The following is a 17,822-nucleotide window of genomic DNA, read 5'->3' as shown; positions in this document are numbered from 1 at the left end:
AAGGACCGCCCATGCCACAGGGACAGCCGCTGACCGTTCCCGACGACGGCTTGACCACCAAGGCTCGCCGCAACGCACCGCTGCTCGCGGTCCACACCGGGCCGGGCAAGGGCAAGTCGACCGCGGCCTTCGGAATGGCGCTGCGGGCGTGGAACCAGGGCTTTTCGGTTGCGGTGTTCCAGTTCGTCAAGAGCGCGAAGTGGAAGGTCGGGGAGGAAGCCGTGTTCGGGCAGCTCGGCCGGCTGCACGACGAACATGGTGCCGGCGGGCCGGTCGAATGGCACAAGATGGGCTCGGGCTGGTCCTGGACCCGTAAGCACGGCAGCGACGTCGACCACGCGGCCGCCGCCGCCGACGGCTGGGCCGAGATCAAACGGCGGCTGGCCGAAGAGCGCCACGACTTCTACGTGCTCGACGAGTTCACCTATCCGCTCAAATGGGGTTGGGTCTCCGTGGACGAGGTGGTCGAGGTGCTGGCCGACCGACCGGGTACCCAACATGTCGTGATCACGGGACGCGATGCTCCGCAGGCGCTGATCGACGCCGCGGATCTGGTGACCGAGATGACCAAGATCAAGCATCCGATGGATGCCGGCCGCAAGGGCCAGAAGGGCATCGAGTGGTGATTTTCGGCATGCTCGTGGACGCTGAGTGTGCGCATAGTGCTGCTGTTTCGTGGCGTGTCGGGCAGCAGACACGCACGCTCGCGGTGCTGAGGTGACCGCGACCACCCCGGCAGTGGTGATCGCCGCACCGGCATCGGGCAGCGGGAAGACCACGGTGGCAACGGGTTTGGTGGGTGCACTGCGCCAGGCCGGTCACACGGTGGCGCCGTTCAAGGTCGGGCCGGACTTCATCGACCCCGGCTACCACGCCCTGGCGGCCGGCCGGCCGGGCCGCAACCTGGACCCGGTGCTCGTCGGTGAGAATTTGATCGGCCCGCTCTACCGGCACGGGTGCGCCGGTGCCGACATCGCGGTCGTCGAGGGCGTCATGGGCCTGTTCGACGGCCGCATCGAAGGGCAGATGACCGGTATCCCGCGGGGTTCGGCGGCCCAGGTCGCCGGTCTGCTGGGGGCTCCGGTGGTGTTGGTGGTCGACGCCCGCGGGCAGAGCCACAGCATCGCCGCCCTGCTGCACGGCTTCGTCACGTTCGACCCGGCGGTGCGGGTCGCCGGGGTGATCCTCAACCGGGTGGGCTCCGACCGGCACGAGGCGGTGTTGCGCCAGGCCTGTGAGCATGCCGGTGTCACGGTGCTGGGTGCGATTCCGCGCGCCGACGAGTTATCGGTCCCGTCAAGGCATCTAGGGCTCATCACCGCCGTCGAGCACGGCCTGCGGGCGCGCGACGCCGTGACCGCGATGACCGACCTGGTGGCCCGCCACGTGGATCTCGGAGCCGTGGTCGCCGCATCGGCCGCCCACGTCACGGCCGAGCCGTGGAGCCCGGCCACCGAGTCGGTGACCAATGTCACGGTGGCACTGGCCGCGGGGAAGGCCTTCAGCTTCAGCTACGCCGAGCACGCCGAGCTGTTGCGCGGGGCCGGCGCGCAGGTCGCCGAGTTCGACCCGCTGTCCGAACCCCTTCCCTCCGGTGCCGACGCACTGGTGCTGCCCGGCGGGTTTCCCGAACAGTTCACGACCGAATTGTCGGCCAACGATCTTGTCCGCCAGCAGATCAGGGATCTGGCCACCCGCGGCGCCCCGGTGCACGCGGAGTGCGCGGGGCTGACCTATCTGGTCGACGATCTCGACGGGGTGCCGATGTGTAGGGTGCTGGCCGGCTCGGCGCGGTTCACCGAACGCCTCACCCTGGGGTACCGGGACGCGGTCGCCGTCGTCGACTCGAGCATGCACGCCGCCGGTGATCGCGTCACCGGTCACGAATTCCACCGAACCGCAGTGGAATTCGCCGAAGAGCAGCCCGCCGCCTGGGCATTTGCCGGCCCTGGGCAGGTGGCCCGGCGTGACGGTGCGGTCAAGCGTGGAGTGCACGCCGGCTACCTGCACACCCACCCCGCCGCGCACCCCGAGGCCATCACCCGCTTCGTGACGACAGCAGCAACCACTAAGCTCGGCGGGTGACTTCGGAGAATGCCTACCTCGTCGGCCTGCGCCTGTCGGGCAAGAAGGTCGTCGTTGTCGGCGGCGGAACCGTCGCGCAACGCCGGCTGCCACTGCTGATCGCCCACGGCGCCGACGTACACGTCATTGCCCGGGCGGCCAGCCCCGCGGTGGAGGCACTGTCGCACGACGATCCGGGGATCACCCTGCAGCTGCGCGACTTCCGCGCCGGCGATCTCGACGGTGCCTGGTACGTGCTCGCGGCCACCGACGACTCCGAGGTCAATGCCGCCATCGCCGCCGAGGCCGAGGAGCGGCGCATCTTCTGCGTGCGCGCCGATGTGGCTCGCGAAGGATCCGCGGTGACCCCGGCGACGTTCGATTCCGACGGCCTCTCGGTGGGGGTTCTCGCCGGTGGTGAGCACCGCCGCTCGGCGGCCATCCGCACCGCCATCCACGAAGCGCTACAGCGCGGCCTGCTGACCGCCGACTCCGGTGCGGAGCCGGGGGAGGCGCCCACGGGAGTGGCCCTCGTCGGCGGCGGTCCGGGCGACCCGGAGCTGATCACGGTGCGCGGACGACGCCTGCTGGCCCGTGCCGACGTCGTGGTCGCCGACCGGCTGGCGCCCCAGGAGCTGCTTGCCGAACTCGGGCCCCACGTCGAGGTGATCGACGCGGCCAAGATCCCGTACGGGCGGGCGATGGCGCAGGACGCGATCAACCAGGTGCTGGTCGACCGGGCCCGTGCCGGAAAGTTCGTCGTCCGCCTCAAAGGTGGCGATCCGTTCGTCTTCGCCCGCGGCTACGAAGAGGTTCTGGCCTGCACCGAGGCCGGTATCCCCGTCACCGTCGTGCCCGGTGTGACAAGTGCCATATCGGTGCCCGCACTGGCCGGGGTTCCGGTCACCCACCGGGGCATGACCCACGAGTTCGTGGTGGTCAGCGGCCATGTTGCGCCCGGCCACCCTGAATCGTTAGTGAATTGGAATGCGCTGGCGGCGTTGACCGGCACGATCGTGCTGCTGATGGCCGTCGAACGCATCGAACTGTTCACCAAGGCGCTCCTGGATGGCGGACGACCTGCGGATACGCCGGTCCTGGTGGTGCAACACGGCACGACCGTCGCTCAGCGCACGCTGCGGGCCACCCTCGGCGACGCGCCCGAGAGGATCCGCGCGGACGGTATTCGACCTCCGGCGATCATCGTGATCGGACCGGTGGCGGCCTTCGCCGGTTAAAGGATTCTTAAGATTCCGGTAAGGTGACCCGTTATGACGGCACTCAACGACGCCGAGCGCCAGGGCCTAGCTGCCCGCCTCCCGTCCTGGTTCCCGTCCTGGGGCTTCCTTTCCGCGGTCATCGCGATCGGCGGTATGCAACTGCTGGCCACCATGGACAGCACGGTCGCGATCGTCGCGTTGCCGCGGATCCAGGACGAGCTCGGCCTGTCCGACGCCGGACGTAGCTGGGTCATCACCGCCTACGTCCTCACCTTCGGCGGCCTGATGCTGCTCGGCGGACGACTCGGCGACACGATCGGTCGCAAACGCACCTTCATCGTCGGTGTCGCGTTGTTCACCATCGCCTCGATCCTGTGCGGCATCGCCTGGAACGAAGCGACCCTGGTGACCGCCCGGCTGCTGCAGGGTGTCGGTGCGGCCATCGCCTCGCCCACGGGACTCGCGCTCGTCGCGACCACCTTCCCCAAGGGGCCGGCGCGCAACCTCGCCACCGCGGTGTTCGGTGCCATGACGGCCATCGGCTCGGTGATGGGCCTGGTGGTCGGCGGTGCGCTCACCGAGGTGTCCTGGCGGCTGGCCTTCCTGGTCAACGTGCCCATCGGCCTGGTGATGCTCTACCTGGCCCGCACCGCACTGCGCGAGACCAACCGCGAGCGGATGAAGCTCGACGCTGCAGGCGCCCTGCTGGCGACCCTGGCCTGCACGGCCGCGGTGTTCGCCTTCACCCAGGGCCCCGAGAGCGGCTGGCTGGCCCCGGTCACGCTGGCCTCCGGGGCGGTCGCGGCCGTCTGCGGCATCGCGTTCCTCATCGCCGAACGCAGCGCCGAGAACCCGGTGGTGCCGTTCGACCTGTTCCACGAGCGCAACCGCGTCGCCACGTTCGCGGCGATCTTCCTGGCCGGCGGTGTGCTGTTCACCCTGACCGTGCTGATCGGCCTGTACGTCCAGGACATCCTCGGCTACAGCGCTCTTCACGCCGGTGTCGGCTTCATCCCGTTCGTGATCGGTATGGGCATCGGCCTGGGCGCGTCCTCCCAGATCGTCCGGTTCTTCCAGCCCCGCATCGTGGTCATCGCGGGTGGCGTCCTGGTGCTCGGTGCCATGATCTACGGCTCGACGCTGCATGCCGGCATTCCTTACTTCCCGAACCTGGTCCTGCCGATCACCGTCGGCGGCGTCGGCATCGGCATGATCGTGGTGCCGCTGACCCTTGCGGCCATCGCCGGAGTCGGCTTCGACCGCATCGGCCCGGCCTCGGCCATCGCGCTGATGCTGCAGAACCTGGGCGGTCCGCTGGTGCTGGCGATCATCCAGGCCGTCATCACGTCGCGCACGCTGTATCTGGGTGGGATCACCGGCCCGGTCAAGGAAATGAACGGTCCACAGCTTGCCGCCCTCGACGCGGGATACACCTACGGGCTGCTCTGGGTGGCCGCGGTCGCGGTCCTGGTCGGCATCGCGGCACTGTTCATCGGCTACACCTCTGAACAGGTGGCACACGCCCAAGAGGTCAAGGACGCCATCGACTCCGGAGAGCTCGAGCTCGACTGACCTCGCACCGCGCCTCGCGTTAGGACGCCGATGAATCGCCGGGAGATCTCCGAGGTCGTCGGTCCGCTGGGCTGGCGCCTGGTGCTGGGAGCCGTCTACACCGAGGTGCTGGTCCCGTCCATGGCCGATGCCGCCGCCGCAGCCGGTCACGCGGTGCGAGCGGCCGGCGCCGATGCGCCCCGCCACCTCTCGATCGACATCCGATCCGATCGGGCAGTGCTGCGCCTGCGCACGCGCGACGCAGGGGCGGTGACCGAACGGGACCTGGAACTGGCCCGTGAGGTGTCCCAGACCCTCGCCGCGCACGGTTTCGAGATGGCCGCCGGAGCCGGAGCGATGCAGGCGTTCGAGATCGCCATCGACGCACTCGACATCGGCGCGGTCCGCCCGTTCTGGAAGGCCGTCACGGGATATGTCGACGAGCCCTCGGCCGAGCCGGGCTCATCGGATCTCAACGCCGGGCTCGTCGACCCGTTCAGCCGCGGACCCGCGATCTGGTTTCAGCAGATGGAAGTCCCGCGCGTGCAGCGCAATCGAATCCACCTCGACATCGACGTCACCCACGACGTGGCGCGGGCCCGGGTCGACGCGGCACTGGCGGCCGGCGGCAGGTTGCTCAGTGACCGAAGGGCGCCGGCCTTCTGGGTGTTGGCCGATGCGGAGGGCAACGAGGCCTGCATCTGTACCTGGCAGGGCCGTGACTGAGGACACGCCTTAAGGTTGTCGCCTGTGATCACCCGCATGTCCGAGCTGTTCCTGCGAACCCTGCGCGACGACCCCGCTGATGCCGAGGTGCCCAGCCACAAGCTGCTGATCCGGGCCGGCTATGTCCGCCCGGTCGGCCCCGGCATCTACAGCTGGCTGCCGCTGGGCCTGCGGGTGCTACGGCGGATCGAGACCATCGTGCGGGAAGAGATGAACGCCATCGGCGGTCAGGAGATCCTGCTGCCCGCGCTGCTGCCGCGTGGCGCCTACGAGACCACCAACCGGTGGACCGAGTACGGCGACACCCTGTTCCGGCTGAAGGACCGTCGAGGCAACGACTATCTGCTCGGGCCGACGCACGAGGAGATCTTCACGCTGACCGTCAAGGGGGAGTACTCCTCCTACAAGGACTTCCCGGCGATCCTGTACCAGGTGCAGACCAAATACCGCGATGAGGCCCGGCCGCGCGCGGGCATCCTGCGTGGCCGTGAGTTCGTGATGAAGGACTCGTACTCGTTCGACGTGGACGACGACGGCCTCAAGAACGCCTACCACGCCCATCGCGAGGCGTACCAGAAGATCTTCGGCCGTCTGGGTGTGCGCTACGTGATCGTGTCGGCGGTCTCGGGTGCGATGGGCGGCAGTGCCTCAGAGGAATTCCTGGCCGAGAGCGAGGTCGGCGAGGACACGTTCGTGCGTTGCCTGGATTCCGGGTACGCAGCCAACGTCGAAGCGGTGATCACCCGGGCGCCTGCGCCGCTGCCCATCGAGGGGCAGCCCGAGGCGCAGGTGCACGACACCCCGGACACCCCGACCATCGCGACCCTGGTGGACTGGGCCAATTCCGCTGAGCTGGCGCAGTTCTCGGGCCGCGAGGTGACCGCCGCCGACACCCTGAAGAACGTTCTGCTCAAGACCCGTGAGCCCGGTGGCGATTGGGAGCTGCTGGCCATCGGGGTGCCCGGCGACCGCGAGGTCGACGAGAAGCGCCTGGGCGCTGCGCTGGAGCCGGCCGAGTTCGCGCTGCTCGAGGAAGCCGACTTCGCCAAGAACCCGTTCCTGGTCAAGGGCTACGTCGGACCGAAGGCGTTGTTGGACAACGGGGTCCGCTACCTCGTCGATCCGCGCGTGGTGGACGGCACGGCATGGATCACCGGTGCCGACGCCCCCAACAGGCATGTGGTCGGCCTGGTCGCGGGCCGCGACTTCACCGCCGACGGAACCATCGAGGCCGCCGACGTCCGCGACGGTGACCCGTCACCGGACGGTGCCGGTGTGCTGACCTCGGCCCGGGGCATCGAGATCGGCCACATCTTCCAGCTGGGGCGTAAGTACGCCGACGCCTTCAGCGCCGACGTGCTCGGCGAAGACGGCAAGCCGGTGCGGCTGACGATGGGGTCCTACGGCATCGGGGTGTCCCGCATGGTCGCGGTGATCGCCGAGCAGCAACACGACGAACTCGGCCTGCGGTGGCCGGCGTCGGTTGCGCCGTTCGATGTGCACGTGGTCGTGGCGAACAAGGACGACGCCGCGCGCACCGGAGGGACCGAACTCGCCGCCGCGCTGGACCGGCTGGGCCACGAGGTGCTGTTCGACGATCGCAAGGCCTCACCCGGCGTGAAGTTCAAGGACGCCGAGCTGCTGGGCATGCCGTGGATCGTGGTCGTCGGCCGCGGTTTCGCCGAAGGCGTGGTGGAGCTGCGCAACCGCTTCACCGGTGAGAACCGTGAAATCGCCGTCGACGACGCGGCGACCGAGATCTCGGCGGCGCTCAGCGAAACCCGCTGAGCGCCGGCCGGCACACCGGAACGCGCGGGCTCACGCCAACTCGGGCACCCGAAGGTGGGCGAGGGCCAACTCGAACTCGCATTCGTTCACTTCCTCGGCGCCGACTTCGCGCATCGACGAAGTCTTCAGCGCGTCAGCTTTCTCCTTGCTCCGCTCCATCGCTTCGCGGCTGTCGAACGACGCCGATGACACCCCCCGCCCGGATGCGCGGTCGACCATCAGGCTGGCGCTGCAGAACCCGTCGAGGTCTTCCATGGCGGACAGCACGGATGTCTTGTAGTGCTCGATGCCTCCGTCGATCTGGCTCGGCTCCAGCTGTGCCCATGTCACCCGGACACACGCACCCTCGTGGGTGCGATGGTCGCGGTGCAGGACGGCGATCTCCCACTCTTCGGCGGTTGCGTTGCCGCCGAATGCTTCTGCCGCCCGCGCCCGCAGCGATGCTGCCCGCTCCGCGCTCTCGTGCATCGCCTCTTCGGTCTCCCATGCGGTGGTGGCGATGCACCGGCCGGATTCGCGATCGACCAACAACGAGATTCCGACGCAGCCGTCCATCGCCTGCAAAGCGGGCATGACCTCGTCGCGAACTTGCGCAATACCGGCGTCGATCGCATCGGGTTGCGCCTGGACAGTGGTAGAGCGTGCGTACACGATCCACCCCCTTTGATCGGGGCGGCGCCCCGGTGGCGCCACCGGTCCGACCTCTACCTTTCACTCGGCGAGCGGCCGCTGCAATGGGCACCGCGGCATCAATTACCGGGTGCAATCAACGGCGATCCAGAGATCGGGTGGCGGGCTATTCGCCCCCGCCGGGGAAGGCGACCGTGACCGGCCAGGCGTTCACGATCGCGCGCCATCTGGCCGCGGTGACAGCGGTCTCCGACAACGCGATGACCGCGAACGTGCGGTCGTCGGCGGCGGTGGCCTGTTCGAGCACCGCGCGCCAGGCCACCGAGGAGTCCTCTTCCATGCGGATCGCGAGGTTGGCGGCATCGGTCGGATCCTTCACCGGCGCGGGTAGCTGATAGCCGGCCGCGGGCAGCGGCGGGGTGACCGAGCGCGCCTCGAGCATGGCCATCGCGGCCTCGCGCCGGGCCCGGTGCTGGGCCATCGCCGTGGCCACCAGGGCGTTGTCCTCGGCCGTCGAATGGGCCGAGACCAGCCCGTAGCCGTAGATGGCCCCGTGCTCGACGGCCACGGCGTCGAACAGGGCGGCGTCGGCGGCCGTGGTCGGACGGGTCGGCGAGGTGGTCGATCGTGGTCCCGGTGAGGTCACTGTGCACCTCCCAGCGCGACGGAGTGGGCGGCCGTGCACGAGGCGGCGATGGATCCGAGGAGACCGGCGCGATAGCCGGAGAGTGTGCGGGCCAGGCCGGCGGCCCGGTCAGCCGACTCCTTGAGCGCGTCGATCACGTCGTCGATGCCGGGTGCGGACGCGTCCGCACCTGCTTTCGGGGCGGCTTTCGGCGTGCTGCGGGTGGTGCTGGTGGCGGCGTCGGCCGGGGCTGAACCCGTCATGCGGGTCAACTCCTCGGCCAGGGCTTGGGCATGTGCGCTGCGATCGCTCGCCACCGCGTTCAGGGCCCGGGTCGCCATCGCCTGCGGGGGTTGGGCGGCTGCCGCTTCGGCGGCAAGCGCGCTGTCGGCGCGCGCCCGGTCCCACTGCGCGGTCAGGTCGTCCACTTCGGGTTGAGGCGTCGTCGTACTGCACGCGGCTGCGGTGGCCCCCAGCAGGGCAAGGGCCGCGGCCGAGACCAGTACGCGCCGCCGGCTGATGTCTGCATGGGCGCTCGGCACGTGAACATCCTGCCATTGCTGCCCCGTCCGTCTGACGCGGCGCTGACCGGCCGGCCGCCGCCGGGGCGACGACATTCGCCACGCACCAGATTGCGATTGACGGTTGCTGCCGCGGGCCTGGCGTATCGTGGATAGGCGATTCCGGGGCCGATCCAGGTGGCTGGCCCTGGCATTTGTGTCGGAGACAATTCAAGATGAGGAGCTCGCCGTGGCACCGGATCCAAAGTTGCGGTCTGCGGATTTGCCGTCGCAGACGCAGGTGATCGAGCTACTTGACGGCGAGTTCGCGCGCGCCGGTTATGAAATCGACGATGTCGTGGTCGACGCGTCGGTCCGCCCGGCCCGCATCACCGTGATCGCCGACGGCGACCAGGGTCTCGATCTCGATGCCCTGGCAGCGCTGTCGCGGACGGCCTCGGAGTTGCTCGACCAGCTCGCTCAGGGCGACACGCCGTATGTGCTCGATGTCACCTCGCCCGGGGTGGACCGGCCGCTGACCAAGGACAAGCATTTCCGCCGCGCCCGTGGGCGCAAGGCCGAGCTGACCCTGGCCGACGGCTCGGTGTTCACCGGCAGGCTCGGGGAAACCGACGGCACGGTGCTGAAAGTCGTGGTGCCGGAAGGGCGGGATCTGGCCGTCCGTGAGGTGGCGCTTGCTGATATCGCCAAAGCTGTTGTGCAAGTGGAGTTTTCACCTCCAAACCGACGTGAATTGGAACTGTCGGGAGAAACCGGAAAGGGGGCCGGGGAATGAACATCGACATGGCGGCGCTGCATGCCATCGAAGCGGACAAGGGCATCACCGTCGACGTGGTCGTCGAGACCATCAAATCGGCTTTGCTCACCGCATATCGCCACACCGAAGGGCATGAGCCCGACGCGCACATCGACATCGACCGCAAGACGGGTGTGGTGAAGGTGATCGCCCGGCAAACCGATGCCGACGGCAACGTCCTGCATGAATGGGATGACACGCCAGAGGGATTCGGCAGGATCGCGGCGACCACGGCCCGCCAGGTGATCTTGCAGCGGTTGCGCGACGCCGAGAACGAGAAGACCTACGGGGAGTTCGCGGCGCACGAGGGCGACATCGTCGCCGGGGTGATCCAGCGTGATGCCCGGGCCAACGCCCGCGGACTGGTCGTCGTGCGGATGGGCAGCGAGACCAAGGGATCCGAAGGGGTGATCCCCAGCGCCGAGCAGGTGCCGGGGGAGCGCTACGAGCACGGCGACCGGCTGCGCTGCTACGTCGTCGGCGTCACCCGTGGTGCCCGCGAGCCGTTGATCACGCTGTCCCGCACCCATCCGAACCTGGTCCGCAAGCTGTTCTCCCTGGAGGTGCCCGAGATCGCCGACGGGTCCGTGGAGATCGTGGCGGTGGCCCGCGAGGCCGGACACCGGTCCAAGATCGCGGTGGCCTCGCGCGTGCCCGGGCTGAACGCCAAGGGCGCGTGCATCGGCCCGATGGGTCAGCGGGTGCGCAATGTGATGAGCGAACTGTCCGGCGAGAAGATCGACATCATCGACTACGACGAGGACCCCGCGCGTTTCGTCGCCAACGCCCTGTCCCCGGCCAAGGTGGTGTCGGTTTCGGTGATCGACGAGGCCGCGCGGGCGGCACGGGTGATCGTGCCGGACTTCCAGCTCTCGCTCGCGATCGGCAAAGAAGGACAGAACGCCAGGTTGGCGGCCCGGCTGACCGGCTGGCGGATCGATATCCGCAGCGACGCGGCGCCGCAGCCCGACCACGATGTCCGGCCCGGGGCGGTACACGATTGACAGTAGTGACCGGCGTTTCGGAGCACAGGCCTCGGGGCGGTAGACTCAGCCGTGATCCAGCGCGAGACTCCGGCTCCGACGCATGAAAGCACCTCCGACACCTCTGTCGGACCAGTGCGGACCTGCATCGGATGCCGGAAGCGAGAGTTGGCCGCCGAGTTGCTCCGAGTGGTCGCGGTAACAGACGGGAACGGGACGTGTTCCGTAACCGTTGACCCCGCGGCAAGCCTGCCAGGGCGTGGTGCGTGGCTGCACCCCGACCAGCAGTGCGTGCAAGTGGCAGTGAAGCGACGAGCCTTCGTCCGAGCGCTGCGACTCACCGGTTCACCGGATACATCCGCGGTGATCGAGTACGTCGAGAAGATCCATCTCGGCGGGCCCGACGCCCCGGCAACAGAACAGGTAGCGAAGAACATGAGCACACCGTGAAGTCCCGATGACCATGCGTCATAGCTAAACCCGAGGCGCGGCGCCTACCACCGCTGTTGCCTCCAGACGAGGAGATGTAGTGGCAGCAGGTAAGGCCCGTGTACACGAGTTGGCGAAGGAACTCGGTGTCACCAGCAAGGACCTCTTAGCCAAGCTCAAGGAGCAAGGCGAGTTCGTCAAGTCGGCGTCCTCCACTGTGGAGGCGCCGGTCGCGCGTCGGCTGCGCGAATCGTTCGGCGCGAAGGCCGGCGGTAAGAAGCCCGAAGACAAGCCCCGCCCGCAGGGCACCTCTGGGGCCGCACCCGCGGCACCCAAGCCCGGCGCGCCCAAGCCGGCTCCGGCCAAGCCCGCCGCCCCCGCGGCCCCGGCGGTCGAACCTCAGGCTCCGGCCGCTGAGGCTGCGCCGGTCGCCCCGGCCCGGCCCGCAGCGCCCAAGCCCGCCGCTCCGCAGCCCCCGGCTGAGCCGAGTGCACCGGCTGCCGCTGCACCCAGCGCTCCGGCAGCGCCGGCTCCGGGTGCCACACCCGGTCCGCGGCCCACACCCGGTGCCACGCCCGGCCCGCGTCCGGGTCCGGCCTCGGGTGCCCCGAAGCCTGCCCCGCGTGCTCCGCGGGTCGGCAACAACCCGTTCTCTTCCCAGCAGCCCGTCGAGCGGCCCATCCCGCGTCCGCAGCCGCGGCCGGGTGCCCCGCGTCCCGGCGGCGGCCCGCGTCCGTCGCCCGGCAACATGCCGCCGCGTCCGGCCGGCGCCGGTGCACCCGGACGGGGCGGCCCACGCCCCGGTCCGCGTCCCGGTGGTGGCCCCCGTCCCGGCGGTGCCGGTGGTGGCGGTCGTCCCGGCGGTGGCGGCGGCGGTAACTACCGCGGCGGTGGCGCCGGTGGTGGTGCCGGTGCCGGTGCCGGTGGTGCGGCTGCCGGTGGTTTCCGCGGCCGTCCCGGCGGCGGTGGCGGCGGTGGCCGTCCCGGCCAGCGCGGTGGCGCGGCCGGTGCGTTCGGTCGTCCCGGCGGTGCGCCCAAGCGCGGCCGTAAGTCGAAGCGGGCGAAACGCGCCGAATACGAGAACATGCAGGCACCGGTCGTCGGTGGCGTGCGGTTGCCCAAGGGCAACGGCGAGACCATCCGGCTGGCCCGCGGCGCATCGCTGAGCGACTTCGCCGAGAAGATCGACGCCAACCCGGCCGCACTGGTCCAGGCGCTGTTCAACCTGGGCGAGATGGTCACCGCGACCCAGTCGGTCGGTGACGACACCCTGGAGCTGCTCGGCAGCGAGATGAACTTCAAGGTGCAGGTCGTCTCGCCCGAGGACGAGGACCGCGAGCTGCTGCAGTCCTTCGACCTCACCTACGGCGAGGACGAGGGCGACGAGGACGACCTCGAGTTCCGTCCGCCGGTGGTCACGGTCATGGGTCACGTCGACCACGGCAAGACCCGACTGCTGGACACCATCCGCAACGCCACTGTCCGCGAGGGCGAGGCCGGCGGCATCACCCAGCACATCGGCGCCTACCAGGTCGAGGTCGATCTGGACGGCAACGTCCGGCCGATCACCTTCATCGACACCCCGGGTCACGAGGCGTTCACCGCCATGCGTGCCCGCGGTGCCAAGGCCACCGACATCGCGATCCTCGTGGTCGCCGCCGACGACGGCGTCATGCCGCAGACGGTGGAGGCCATCAACCACGCGCAGGCCGCTGACGTGCCGATCGTGGTGGCGGTCAACAAGATCGACAAGGAAGGTGCCGACCCGGCCAAGATCCGGGCGCAGCTCACCGAGTACAACCTGGTGGCCGAGGACTACGGCGGCGACACCATGTTCGTCGACATCTCGGCCAAGCAGGGCACCAACATCCAGGCGCTGCTGGAAGCGGTCGTGCTGACCGCCGACGCGGCCCTGGACCTGCGGGCCAACCCCGACATGGAGGCCCAGGGTGTGGCGATCGAGGCGCACCTGGACCGCGGTCGCGGTCCGGTGGCCACGGTGCTCATCCAGCGCGGCACCCTGCGTGTCGGCGACTCGGTGGTGGCCGGCGATGCCTATGGTCGCGTCCGCCGCATGGTCGACGAGCACGGCGACGACGTCGAAGAGGCGCTGCCCTCACGTCCGGTCCAGGTCATCGGCTTCACGTCGGTGCCCGGTGCCGGTGACAACTTCCTGGTTGTCGACGAGGACCGCATCGCCCGCCAGATCGCCGATCGGCGCAGCGCGCGCAAGCGCAATGCCCTGGCCGCACGTTCGCGCAAGCGGATCAGCCTGGAAGACCTGGATTCGGCACTGAAGGAAACCAGCCAGCTGAACCTGATCCTCAAGGGCGACAACGCCGGTACGGTCGAAGCCCTCGAGGAAGCCTTGATGGGCATCGAGATCGACGACGAAGTGGAGCTGCGGGTCATCGACCGCGGTGTCGGTGGCGTCACCGAGACCAACGTCAACCTGGCATCGGCCTCGGACGCGATCATCATCGGGTTCAACGTCCGTGCCGAAGGCAAGGCGACCGAGCTGGCCAACCGCGAAGGTGTGGAGATCCGGTACTACTCGGTGATCTACCAGGCCATCGACGAGATCGAGAAAGCCCTCAAGGGCATGCTCAAGCCGGTGTACGAGGAGAAGGAGCTCGGCCGCGCCGAGATCCGGGCGATCTTCCGGTCGTCCAAGGTCGGCAACATCGCCGGTTGCCTCGTCACCTCGGGCATCATGCGCCGCAACGCCAAGGCCCGGCTGCTGCGTGACAACACGGTGGTCGCGCAGAACCTCACGGTGTCCTCGCTCAAGCGCGAGAAGGACGATGCCACCGAGGTGCGCGAGGGCTACGAGTGCGGTCTGACCTTGACGTACAACGACATCAAGGAAGGCGACGTCATCGAGACGTACGAACTCGTCGAGAAGGTGCGGACCTAGGGTATGGCTGATCCGGCACGGGCCAAGCGGCTTGCCAAACGGATCTCCACCATCGTCGCCTCGGCGATCGAGTACGAGATCAAGGATCCGCGGCTGAACGGCGTGACGATCACCGATGCCAAGATGACCGGTGATCTGCACGACGCCACGCTGTACTACACCGTCATCGGGACCAGTCTCGATGAGGAACCGGATTATGCCGGTGTGGCGGCGGCGCTGGAGAGCGCCAAGGGGGTCTTGCGGACCAAGGTGGGCGCCGGGACCGGGGTGCGATTCACCCCGACCCTGGCGTTCGTCCGCGACACCGTGCCTGATGCGGCGCACCGGATGGAGGAGCTGCTGGCCCGGGCGCGGGCCGCCGACGAGGACTTGGCGAGAGTTCGACAGGGTGCCAAGCACGCCGGCGACGAGGACCCGTACCGTGTGAGCGGGGCGGAAGACATGGACGGGCTTGCCGACGGGGCAGACACAGAGGATGCCGGTGACCGCGATCGAACGGATGACTGATACTGCTCATTCGGGGGCGCCCAACGGGCGCCCTTCCGGTCAGCGTGTCGACGCGCGTGCGGCAGCCGACCTTCTCTCCGACGCGGCGAGCATCAGCGTGGTGTGCCACGTCTATCCCGACGCCGACACGATCGGCGCCGGGCTGGCGCTCGCGCAGGTGCTCGACGACGCGGGCAAACAGGTCGAGGTAGCCTTCGCGGCTCCCGACCAGCTGCCCGAGTCGTTGCAGACCCTGCCGGGCGGGCATCTGATGGTCGCGCCCAGTGCGATCCGGGATGACGCTGATCTGGTTGTCACAGTGGACATTCCGAGTGTCAATCGCCTGGGTGCGCTGGCGGGACTGGCCGAGAACGGCCGCGAGGTGCTGGTCATCGACCACCACGCGTCCAATCAGCTGTTCGGCTCGGCGAACTATGTCGATCCGACGGCGGACTCCACCACGATGCTGGTGGCCGAACTCCTCGACGCCTGGGACAAGCCCATCGACAAGCGGGTGGCGCACTGCCTGTACGCCGGGCTGACCACCGACACCGGCTCGTTCCGCTGGGCGACCGCGCGGGCGCACCGGTTGGCGGCCCGGTTGGTCGAACTCGGGGTGGACAACGCCTCGATCAGCCGTGCTTTGCTCGACACCCACCCTTTCGCATGGCTGCCGATGCTGTCGCGGGTGCTGGCTTCGGCCCGGCTGCTGCCGGATGCAGTCGGTGGTCACGGTCTCGTGTATGCCGTTGTGCCGCATGACGAATGGTCCAGCGCTCGGCCCGAGGAAGTGGAGAGCATCGTCGACATCGTGCGCACCACTCAGCAGGCGGAGGTCGCCGCGGTGTTCAAAGAGATCGAGCCGCAACACTGGTCGGTCTCGATGCGGGCGAAGTCACTCAATCTGGCCACGGTCGCCAGCTCTTTCGGCGGCGGCGGCCATCCACACGCGGCCGGTTATTCCGCGTCAGGGCCGGCCGACGACGTCGTCCAGGCGCTCGCTCAAGCTCTTGCCTGACTGCCTCAGCGGCGCCGTGCCCAGCGGGTCCCATGGTTGAGCCCGAAGGCGACATCCCGGTCGCGCCGGCCACCACCCGTCGCATCGCCGGCCTGGCGCTCCCGGCGCTGGGCGTCCTGGCTGCCGAACCCATCTACCTGCTGTTCGACATCGCGATCGTCGGGCGTCTCGGCGCGCTCAGCCTCGCCGGGCTGGCCATCGGCGGCCTGATCCTCGGCCTGGTCAATTCGCAGGGGACGTTCTTGTCCTACGGCACCACCTCGCGCTCGGCCCGACTCTTCGGGGCGGGTGACCGGAAGTCGGCCGTGGGCGAGGGCGTGCAGGCCACCTGGTTGGCGCTGGGGCTGGGGTTGCTCATCATCGTGGTGGTGCAGGCCGTGGCGGTGCCCCTGCTCGCGGCGATCGCCGGACATTCCGACATTGCCGGCGCCGCGATGCCGTGGCTGCGCATCGCGATCCTGGCCGCCCCGGCGATCCTGATCTCGCTGGCAGGCAACGGCTGGATGCGCGGCGTGCAGGACACCGCCCGCCCCCTGCGCTACGTGGTGTTCGGGTTCGCCGTGTCGGCGGTGCTGTGCCCGCTGCTGGTGTACGGCCTGCTGGGGCTGCCCCGATTGGAGCTGGCCGGTTCCGCGGTGGCGAACCTGGTGGGGCAGTGGCTGGCGGCGCTGCTGTTTCTGCGTGCCCTGGTGATCGAGAAGGTCGGGCTGGGTATCCGGCCCGCGGTGCTGCGGGCACAGCTGACCATGGGCCGCGACCTGCTGCTGCGATCGATGGCGTTCCAAGCCTGTTTCCTGTCCGCGGGTGCGGTGGCAGCGCGATTCGGCGCCGCCTCCGTCGCGGCGCATCAGGTCGTCCTACAGGTGTGGAGTTTCCTTGCCCTGGTGCTGGATTCGCTCGCCATCGCCGCCCAGTCGCTGGTGGGTGCGGCGTTGGGCGCCGGTCAGCTCGCCCACGCCAAGAGCGTGGCCTGGCGGGTGACCCTGTTCTCCACCCTGGCCGGGGTGGTGCTGGCGATGGTGTTCGCCGTCGGTTCGTCGGTGCTGCCGTCGGTGTTCACCGACGACCGGACGGTGCTGGCCGCCATCGGGGTGCCGTGGTGGTTCATGGTGGCCCAATTGCCCGTGGCGGGCATAGTCTTCGCGCTCGACGGCGTGCTGCTGGGGGCGGGCGACGCCAAGTTCATGCGCAACGCCACCCTGACCAGTGCGCTGGTCGGCTTCCTACCGCTGATCTGGTTGTCGCTGATCTACGGCTGGGGCCTGTTCGGTATCTGGTCCGGGCTGAGCACCTTCATGGTGCTGCGCCTGATCTTCGTCGGCTGGCGGGCGTTCTCGGGCCGCTGGCTGGTGCCGGGGACCGCCGCCTAGTCACACCGCGAGCGTGCGTGTTTGCGCCCCGACACGGCGCGCAGCGGCGGCATTGTGCGCACGCTCGCACGCGTGCGAGCTACCGTCGCGTGGCGCTGACCAGCCATACCGCGTCGCGCCCCTTGCCTCGCGGCGTGACGCACACATCGTCGAATCCGGCCCCGCGGCACAACGCTCCGAACAGCTCGGCTTGCTCACCGGTCCATCCGTGGCTGGCCAATCCGGTGGCGTCGGTAGGTGATTGACGCTCGATCGCGATCAACCGCCCGCCCGGCACCAGCACCCGGTGTGTCTCGGCCACCGCTTTGTCGACGTCCTGCCAATGGTGCACGGTGGCCAGTGCCCACACCACTGTCGCCGAACCGTCGGGCACCGGAAGGTTCTCGGCCGTGCCCTCGCTCCAGGTGATGAGTGCGCGCCTCGGCGTGACCAGGCGCGCGATGCGCAGCATGGTCGAGGCGGGGTCGACGCCCGTCACCCGAGCACCGCGGTGCGCTGCCACCCGGGCGGCAGTGCCCGGTCCGCAACCCACATCGACGACGTGGTCCGCGGACGAGAGCTGCGCAGTGTCGGCGGCCAACCGGGCCTTCGTCCGGCCCACCGCCAGGAAGGCAAGCCCACACAGCACCCCGGTGAGGCCCGAGAAGCCGGGGTGGTCGGCATGGTGATTGATCGCACGCGCGGCGTTCATGGGTAGA

At 69.2% G+C, this 17,822-nt stretch carries 17 protein-coding genes; 13 read left to right on the top strand and 4 right to left on the bottom strand.

The features are described from left to right. Window positions 1-11 precede the first annotated feature (11 nt). From cobO to ACNQR1_RS24855, 6 genes are all read left to right on the top strand, one after another. Window positions 12-626, top strand: a complete 615-nt coding sequence (gene cobO / locus ACNQR1_RS24880; RefSeq protein ID WP_418048329.1) for a cob(I)yrinic acid a,c-diamide adenosyltransferase — start codon at window positions 12-14, stop codon at window positions 624-626. A gap of 91 nt (window positions 627-717) precedes the next feature. Next, the gene (locus ACNQR1_RS24875) at window positions 718-2,085 is read left to right on the top strand and encodes a cobyrinate a,c-diamide synthase (RefSeq protein ID WP_418048328.1); all 1,368 of its coding nucleotides are present in this window, start codon (window positions 718-720) and stop codon (window positions 2,083-2,085) included. After that, window positions 2,082-3,302 carry a uroporphyrinogen-III C-methyltransferase gene (cobA, locus tag ACNQR1_RS24870; protein WP_418048327.1) on the top strand — a complete coding sequence of 407 codons (1,221 nt, stop codon included), beginning with the start codon at window positions 2,082-2,084 and terminating at the stop codon, window positions 3,300-3,302. Before ACNQR1_RS24875 ends, cobA begins: the two co-directional genes overlap by 4 nt. A gap of 33 nt (window positions 3,303-3,335) precedes the next feature. After that, window positions 3,336-4,856, top strand: coding sequence for an MFS transporter (locus ACNQR1_RS24865; RefSeq protein WP_418048326.1), 1,521 nt, complete (start codon window positions 3,336-3,338; stop codon window positions 4,854-4,856). A 30-nt stretch (window positions 4,857-4,886) separates the two neighbouring features. Then, window positions 4,887-5,561, top strand: a complete 675-nt coding sequence (locus tag ACNQR1_RS24860) for a VOC family protein (protein ID WP_418048325.1) — start codon at window positions 4,887-4,889, stop codon at window positions 5,559-5,561. Window positions 5,562-5,585: 24 nt separating this feature from the next. Continuing rightward, window positions 5,586-7,349, top strand: a complete 1,764-nt coding sequence (locus tag ACNQR1_RS24855; protein ID WP_418048324.1) for a proline--tRNA ligase — start codon at window positions 5,586-5,588, stop codon at window positions 7,347-7,349. A gap of 30 nt (window positions 7,350-7,379) precedes the next feature. Here the strand turns inward: ACNQR1_RS24855 and ACNQR1_RS24850 are convergent, their stop codons facing one another. The 3 genes from ACNQR1_RS24850 to ACNQR1_RS24840 all read right to left on the bottom strand — a co-directional run bounded on the left by ACNQR1_RS24850 (window position 7,380) and on the right by ACNQR1_RS24840 (window position 9,146). Further along, window positions 7,380-8,000 carry an antibiotic biosynthesis monooxygenase gene (locus ACNQR1_RS24850; protein ID WP_418048323.1) on the bottom strand — a complete coding sequence of 207 codons (621 nt, stop codon included), beginning with the start codon at window positions 7,998-8,000 and terminating at the stop codon, window positions 7,380-7,382. 145 nt (window positions 8,001-8,145) lie between these two features. Further along, complete coding sequence (locus ACNQR1_RS24845) at window positions 8,146-8,625, bottom strand: ferritin-like domain-containing protein (protein ID WP_418048322.1); 480 nt, start codon at window positions 8,623-8,625, stop codon at window positions 8,146-8,148. Continuing rightward, complete coding sequence (locus ACNQR1_RS24840; protein WP_418048321.1) at window positions 8,622-9,146, bottom strand: hypothetical protein; 525 nt, start codon at window positions 9,144-9,146, stop codon at window positions 8,622-8,624. The genes ACNQR1_RS24845 and ACNQR1_RS24840 overlap by 4 nt, the downstream gene beginning before the upstream one ends. 208 nt (window positions 9,147-9,354) lie before the next feature. Here ACNQR1_RS24840 and rimP point away from each other — a divergent pair, with 208 nt between their 5' ends. The 7 genes from rimP to ACNQR1_RS24805 all read left to right on the top strand — a co-directional run bounded on the left by rimP (window position 9,355) and on the right by ACNQR1_RS24805 (window position 17,124). Then, window positions 9,355-9,900 carry a ribosome maturation factor RimP gene (rimP, locus tag ACNQR1_RS24835; protein WP_418048320.1) on the top strand — a complete coding sequence of 182 codons (546 nt, stop codon included), beginning with the start codon at window positions 9,355-9,357 and terminating at the stop codon, window positions 9,898-9,900. Then, window positions 9,897-10,925, top strand: a complete 1,029-nt coding sequence (gene nusA / locus ACNQR1_RS24830) for a transcription termination factor NusA (protein ID WP_418048319.1) — start codon at window positions 9,897-9,899, stop codon at window positions 10,923-10,925. Before rimP ends, nusA begins: the two co-directional genes overlap by 4 nt. Before the next feature lie 51 nt (window positions 10,926-10,976). After that, window positions 10,977-11,354: a YlxR family protein gene (locus ACNQR1_RS24825; protein WP_418048318.1), complete on the top strand. Its 378-nt coding sequence runs from the start codon at window positions 10,977-10,979 to the stop codon at window positions 11,352-11,354. Window positions 11,355-11,433: 79 nt separating this feature from the next. After that, window positions 11,434-14,250, top strand: a complete 2,817-nt coding sequence (infB, locus tag ACNQR1_RS24820) for a translation initiation factor IF-2 (protein ID WP_418048317.1) — start codon at window positions 11,434-11,436, stop codon at window positions 14,248-14,250. Between the two features lie 3 nt (window positions 14,251-14,253). Further along, window positions 14,254-14,757, top strand: coding sequence for a 30S ribosome-binding factor RbfA (gene rbfA / locus ACNQR1_RS24815; protein ID WP_166904233.1), 504 nt, complete (start codon window positions 14,254-14,256; stop codon window positions 14,755-14,757). Continuing rightward, a complete protein-coding gene (locus ACNQR1_RS24810; RefSeq protein ID WP_418048316.1) occupies window positions 14,750-15,754 on the top strand; it encodes a DHH family phosphoesterase in 1,005 nt (334 codons plus the stop codon). The genes rbfA and ACNQR1_RS24810 overlap by 8 nt, the downstream gene beginning before the upstream one ends. Window positions 15,755-15,786: 32 nt before the next feature. Next, window positions 15,787-17,124, top strand: coding sequence for an MATE family efflux transporter (locus ACNQR1_RS24805; protein WP_418048315.1), 1,338 nt, complete (start codon window positions 15,787-15,789; stop codon window positions 17,122-17,124). 79 nt (window positions 17,125-17,203) lie between these two features. Here ACNQR1_RS24805 and ACNQR1_RS24800 read toward each other — a convergent pair whose 3' ends face one another. Continuing rightward, on the bottom strand, window positions 17,204-17,815 hold the full coding sequence (locus tag ACNQR1_RS24800; RefSeq protein ID WP_418048314.1) for a class I SAM-dependent methyltransferase: 612 nt from the start codon (window positions 17,813-17,815) through the stop codon (window positions 17,204-17,206). Window positions 17,816-17,822 lie beyond the last annotated feature (7 nt).

Source organism: Mycobacterium sp. 48b (assembly GCF_048282725.1).
Classification (GTDB): Bacteria; Actinomycetota; Actinomycetes; order Mycobacteriales; family Mycobacteriaceae; genus Mycobacterium.
The sequence above is the reverse complement of the archived record's forward strand: the minus strand, read 5'-3'. Positions and strand labels throughout refer to the sequence as shown.

Coding starts and splice junctions, on each gene's coding strand:
- cobO (WP_418048329.1), top strand. CDS start 12: ATGCCACAGGGACAGCCGCTGACCGTTCCCGACGACGGCTTGACCACC.
- ACNQR1_RS24865 (WP_418048326.1), top strand. CDS start 3,336: ATGACGGCACTCAACGACGCCGAGCGCCAGGGCCTAGCTGCCCGCCTC.
- ACNQR1_RS24860 (WP_418048325.1), top strand. CDS start 4,887: ATGAATCGCCGGGAGATCTCCGAGGTCGTCGGTCCGCTGGGCTGGCGC.
- nusA (WP_418048319.1), top strand. CDS start 9,897: ATGAACATCGACATGGCGGCGCTGCATGCCATCGAAGCGGACAAGGGC.
- rbfA (WP_166904233.1), top strand. CDS start 14,254: ATGGCTGATCCGGCACGGGCCAAGCGGCTTGCCAAACGGATCTCCACC.
- ACNQR1_RS24810 (WP_418048316.1), top strand. CDS start 14,750: ATGACTGATACTGCTCATTCGGGGGCGCCCAACGGGCGCCCTTCCGGT.
- ACNQR1_RS24805 (WP_418048315.1), top strand. CDS start 15,787: ATGGTTGAGCCCGAAGGCGACATCCCGGTCGCGCCGGCCACCACCCGT.
- ACNQR1_RS24800 (WP_418048314.1), bottom strand. CDS start 17,815: ATGAACGCCGCGCGTGCGATCAATCACCATGCCGACCACCCCGGCTTC.